This window comes from Aliivibrio sp. S3MY1 (genome assembly GCF_028765575.1).
In the GTDB taxonomy this organism is placed as follows: Bacteria; Pseudomonadota; Gammaproteobacteria; order Enterobacterales; family Vibrionaceae; genus Aliivibrio.
Map to the genome: position 1 here is coordinate 1 of NZ_JARACO010000100.1, position 755 is coordinate 755.

The following is a 755-nucleotide window of genomic DNA, read 5'->3' on the forward strand; positions in this document are numbered from 1 at the left end:
GGCGTTATATTGATTTTTAAGTATGGAGTAGAAAATGAGTGATGTAATTAGTTCTATTGGCCAAGCAATTGGATTAGCTAAACGTTTGAGAGAAATAAGTAAAAATATTGAAGATGCAGAGTTTAAAAATGTTCTTGCTGATCTTAATCTGGAATTAGCTGATACAAAATTAGCGCTAGCGGAGGTTATTGAACAGAACGCACAGTTAAAAATGGAAGTTAATGAGTTAAAAAATTCCCAAGGAAGTAATGTTGGGGAGCTTGAATTTCGTGGCTTTGCTTATTTTAAAACTAATGATGACGGTCCATTTTGTTCTGCGTGTTACGAAACAAAGAATCAACAAGTACGGATTAACAAAACCGCAGGGCTTCTTAAAAAAATGGGGGATTTTCGATGTCCATCATGTGAGCAAATTTACAGCAGTTAATCAATATAACAAATGCATCAACACGATTTGCTACACTCGGCGTTGTCAGTTTGCCTTTAGTTTCAGTGATTAAGGCGTTAAAATTCAGCTAGGTCTGTATCGTAGCAAACGTGTTATGCAGGCGTTATGTGTTGGAGTGGGGTTATAGTTCGACAGGGTGCAGAAATTTTATGCTGATTGAATCTTCTTCTATTAGCTTAAAAACTTTTGGTCGGATATTAGTTATCCACCAATCATTATATGTATCTTTATAAATACGTTTACGAGAGTCTTCATCTTCGAATTCTCTCAACCATACAAAGAAGTCAATTCCTTCATGTGTTCGTAA

2 protein-coding genes are annotated in these 755 nt (G+C 35.5%); one reads left to right on the forward strand and one right to left on the reverse strand.

Annotated elements, in window-relative coordinates; translation table 11 throughout:
- Positions 1-34 precede the first annotated feature (34 nt).
- Positions 35-427: a hypothetical protein gene (locus PVK62_RS17420; protein WP_274445642.1), complete on the forward strand. Its 393-nt coding sequence runs from the start codon at positions 35-37 to the stop codon at positions 425-427.
- 142 nt (positions 428-569) lie between these two features.
- Here the strand turns inward: PVK62_RS17420 and PVK62_RS17425 are convergent.
- A partial coding sequence (locus tag PVK62_RS17425; protein WP_274445643.1) for a hypothetical protein occupies positions 570-755 on the reverse strand: 186 nt, incomplete at its 5' end.